Annotated in this window: 2 protein-coding genes and 2 pseudogenes; all 4 read right to left on the minus strand. The window is 65.6% G+C overall.

Going from position 1 to position 4,316, the window contains the following annotated elements:
• Positions 1–24: 24 nt before the first annotated feature.
• Positions 25–351: pseudogene (locus FM104_RS13920) on the minus strand (ISL3 family transposase); the annotation flags it as partial.
• A 3-nt stretch (positions 352–354) separates the two neighbouring features.
• Entirely contained in the window at positions 355–1,665 is a 1,311-nt protein-coding gene (locus tag FM104_RS13925; RefSeq protein WP_087132835.1) for an ISL3 family transposase, read from the minus strand.
• Positions 1,666–1,781: 116 nt separating this feature from the next.
• Positions 1,782–3,092, minus strand: coding sequence for an ISL3 family transposase (locus FM104_RS13930; protein WP_087132835.1), 1,311 nt, complete (start codon positions 3,090–3,092; stop codon positions 1,782–1,784).
• A gap of 107 nt (positions 3,093–3,199) precedes the next feature.
• Positions 3,200–4,201 (minus strand): annotated as a pseudogene (locus tag FM104_RS13935) (ISL3 family transposase); the annotation flags it as partial.
• Positions 4,202–4,316: the final 115 nt, after the last annotated feature.

Raw genomic sequence — 4,316 nt, forward strand, 5'->3', positions numbered from 1 at the left:
CGGCTCTTCGGACATTCGGTGGGGTCAGGGTGTGAGGCCGCCGGCGGCGAGGAGCATGCGGAGGCGGTAGTTCTCGCGGTTGCGGAACCCGCGGGCGAGGCGGCGGTGGAGCTCGATAATGCCGTTGATCGCCTCGGTGCCACCGTTGTTCGCCCTGCTGGTCGTGAAGTAGGCAAGGAATGCTGGGCGCCAGCGACGCAGTGTCCGGCCGAGGCGGGCGATCTCGGGGATTGGGCAGGTGTGGAAGCTGTCGACGACCGTCTCAGCGATCCGTCGCCCTTCGGCGAGGTCTTTCTGGTGGTAGGCGGAGCGCAGCTGCTGGGCGCACTGCCACGCGACGAAGACTTCGTCGGCTCATCGCAATCGAGGGTGTAGGTGGGATCTGAATCCTCCGGCTTCGAGTAGCGATCTGGCAACATAGTTCGTCAGGTTTCGGAAGCCGAGCGCTGAGCCTCTGAGGTGTTCGAGGCGGCCGTTGATCGCCTCCGTGGGGCCGTTGCTGGTGCCGGGGCGGTCGAAGTAAGCGAGCACGTCAGCGGCGCGCTGTTTCAACGTTCGGCCGAGGCGGCGGATCTCGATCAGCGCGGTGGGAACACCGCTGGTGACGGCGTCGATGACGGCCTGCATCATCTGCTTGCCCTTGGTCTTGTCCGGTTCACGGTAGGCGGCAACGATGCGCTGGTAGATTCCCCAGGTCGCTTCAACCTCAACATGATCATCACCGGTGAATAGTGCTTGAAGGCGTGCGCGTTGCTTGTCGGTGAGGAGGCTGTCGCCGGTGTGCAGGGTGCGGCGGGCCTTGTAGAGCGGGTCGCCCGAACGGCCTCGATGCCCGAGCGTGGCCTGCTGAACGCGTTGCCGGCACCGATCCAGCCCGTCGCCGGCGAGGCGGACGACGTGGAACGGATCCATCACGGGGACCGCGTCTGGCAGCTCTTCGGCGGCGGCGGTCTTGAAGCCGCTGAACCCGTCCATCGCGACGACCTCGATCCGATCTCGCCACTGTTTCGGCCGCTGCGCGAGCCACTGCTTGAACGCTGCCTTCGAGCGTCCCTCGACCATGTCCAGCAGTCGCGCGGGGCCGGTCTTGTCCCGCACGGGGGTGAGGTCGATGATGACCGTGACGTATTTGTCGCCCTTGCGCGTGTGACGCCAGACATGCTCGTCGACACCGATGGTGCTCACGCCGTCGAAACGGTGAGGGTCATCGATGAGACGTCGCTTGCCTTCGGCGAGGATCGCGCTGTTCGCGGTATGCCAGGACACCCCAAGCCCGGCGGCGGCACGAGAGACGGTGAGATGGTCGACCACGAGAGCTTCCAACGCCCACCGCACCCCGCTTCGGGAGATCTTCGTCCGCGGCGACGATGCCTTCGACATGTCCTGCCGCCAGGTGCGCTTGCAATGATCACACCGGTATCGACGAACCCGAACCTGCAGCGTCGTGGGCCGGTGACCGAACGGCTCATGCGCAAGACGACGAATCACCGTATCCCGAATGACGCCCTCGGCGCCGCACCCCCGACACCACGGATCAGCCTCAACGGCCCGGCACTCGATCACCGCCCGATCCGGTTCCAGGCGCTGCCCGACAGCTTGCAGGCCGAGCTCGTCAAGGCGACAGAAGGTGGTCAGATCGGGCGCGGCAAAGGTAGCGTGGAACACGTCGAGGTCTTTCCGGTGGACAGCGTAGGAACTTCCATCCTGGAAGACCTCGACCCCTATCCACCAATCGCCGCGCGCATCCGACTACACCCTCATCTGCGAAGAGCCTCGTCGGCTCATCGCAATCGAGGGTGTAGGTGGGATCTGAATCCTCCGGCTTCGAGTAGCGATCTGGCAACATAGTTCGTCAGGTTTCGGAAGCCGAGCGCTGAGCCTCTGAGGTGTTCGAGGCGGCCGTTGATCGCCTCCGTGGGGCCGTTGCTGGTGCCGGGGCGGTCGAAGTAAGCGAGCACGTCAGCGGCGCGCTGTTTCAACGTTCGGCCGAGGCGGCGGATCTCGATCAGCGCGGTGGGAACACCGCTGGTGACGGCGTCGATGACGGCCTGCATCATCTGCTTGCCCTTGGTCTTGTCCGGTTCACGGTAGGCGGCAACGATGCGCTGGTAGATTCCCCAGGTCGCTTCAACCTCAACATGATCATCACCGGTGAATAGTGCTTGAAGGCGTGCGCGTTGCTTGTCGGTGAGGAGGCTGTCGCCGGTGTGCAGGGTGCGGCGGGCCTTGTAGAGCGGGTCGCCCGAACGGCCTCGATGCCCGAGCGTGGCCTGCTGAACGCGTTGCCGGCACCGATCCAGCCCGTCGCCGGCGAGGCGGACGACGTGGAACGGATCCATCACGGGGACCGCGTCTGGCAGCTCTTCGGCGGCGGCGGTCTTGAAGCCGCTGAACCCGTCCATCGCGACGACCTCGATCCGATCTCGCCACTGTTTCGGCCGCTGCGCGAGCCACTGCTTGAACGCTGCCTTCGAGCGTCCCTCGACCATGTCCAGCAGTCGCGCGGGGCCGGTCTTGTCCCGCACGGGGGTGAGGTCGATGATGACCGTGACGTATTTGTCGCCCTTGCGCGTGTGACGCCAGACATGCTCGTCGACACCGATGGTGCTCACGCCGTCGAAACGGTGAGGGTCATCGATGAGACGTCGCTTGCCTTCGGCGAGGATCGCGCTGTTCGCGGTATGCCAGGACACCCCAAGCCCGGCGGCGGCACGAGAGACGGTGAGATGGTCGACCACGAGAGCTTCCAACGCCCACCGCACCCCGCTTCGGGAGATCTTCGTCCGCGGCGACGATGCCTTCGACATGTCCTGCCGCCAGGTGCGCTTGCAATGATCACACCGGTATCGACGAACCCGAACCTGCAGCGTCGTGGGCCGGTGACCGAACGGCTCATGCGCAAGACGACGAATCACCGTATCCCGAATGACGCCCTCGGCGCCGCACCCCCGACACCACGGATCAGCCTCAACGGCCCGGCACTCGATCACCGCCCGATCCGGTTCCAGGCGCTGCCCGACAGCTTGCAGGCCGAGCTCGTCAAGGCGACAGAAGGTGGTCAGATCGGGCGCGGCAAAGGTAGCGTGGAACACGTCGAGGTCTTTCCGGTGGACAGCGTAGGAACTTCCATCCTGGAAGACCTCGACCCCTATCCACCAATCGCCGCGCGCATCCGACTACACCCTCATCTGCGAAGAGCCACTTCGTCGTGCGCGGAATCGGCTTCGATCGCGCTGGTCAGGCGTGCCCACTGCTTGTCAGTGAGATTCTCGGCGCCCGCACGGAGGATGGTCTGGATTCCGTGGAGCGGGTCGCCCTTGCGTCCGCGGTGCCCGAGGGTGTCTTGCTGTATTCGACGGCGGACCTCATCGACGGCGGCGGTGCCGAGCTTGACGACGTGGAACGCGTCCAACACCGCGGTGGCATCTTGCAGCTTGTCATCGATCGCGGTCTTGTAGCCGGCGAACGGGTCCAACGCCGCCACCTTCACGCCCTGCCGGAACGTGTCGCCGCGTTCACCGAGCCAGGTCGCGTAGGCCTTCCCCGATCTTCCGGGCACGAGGTCCAGTAGCCGGGCTCGTGTCTTTCCGTGCTTGTCGCGGGTGAGGTCGACCATTCCAGTCAGTTCCTTCGGGCCACGCCGGCGCGGGTCGACGTGATGCCAGATGTGCTCGTCGACACCGAGCGAAGTGACCCCGTCGAACCGGGACTCGTCAGCGGCTAGCTTGACGAGTTCGGGTTCGACGGCACGCCACACCGTCTTCCACGACGTGCCGAGCTGACGCGCCAGACCGTGGACGGTGGCGTGCTCGCGGCGCAACTGCCCGACCGCCCAGTCGACGGCGCGCGTCGTGATCGACCCGCGCCGAGCGACCAGAGTAGGCAACTGCTCCACGAACGTCTTCCGTTTGCAGTCGTCATCGTCACAGCGCCAGACTCGTTGCCGCCACACGACCCGCACTCGAGTGGTCCCGGGCACGTCATGAAGCACCCGCCGTCGGCGTCCACGGCCGGTCGCGATGACGCCACACGAGGGGCACCCTGTCGGCGAGGCCGGAGTCGAAACCGTCACCACCACCAGCCCCTCGGCGCGATCGACGTGCTCGACATGAACACCATCGATGCCGAGCAGAAGGTCGCAACGGGCGCACGGACAGAAGGATGGGCGCGCATCAGCGCACCCCGAAGTAGGGTGAAACACGTCGAGGTCCTCGTGATCGATCAGGTGGTTAGCGCTTCTGATCCTCGGGGACCTCGACCCCTACCCGCCGAACCTCACCCGGCGCGCCTCAGCCCCACTGGATGTCCGAAGAGCC

The organism is Microbacterium esteraromaticum (genome assembly GCF_900163815.1).
Classification (GTDB): domain Bacteria; phylum Actinomycetota; class Actinomycetes; order Actinomycetales; family Microbacteriaceae; genus Microbacterium; species Microbacterium esteraromaticum_B.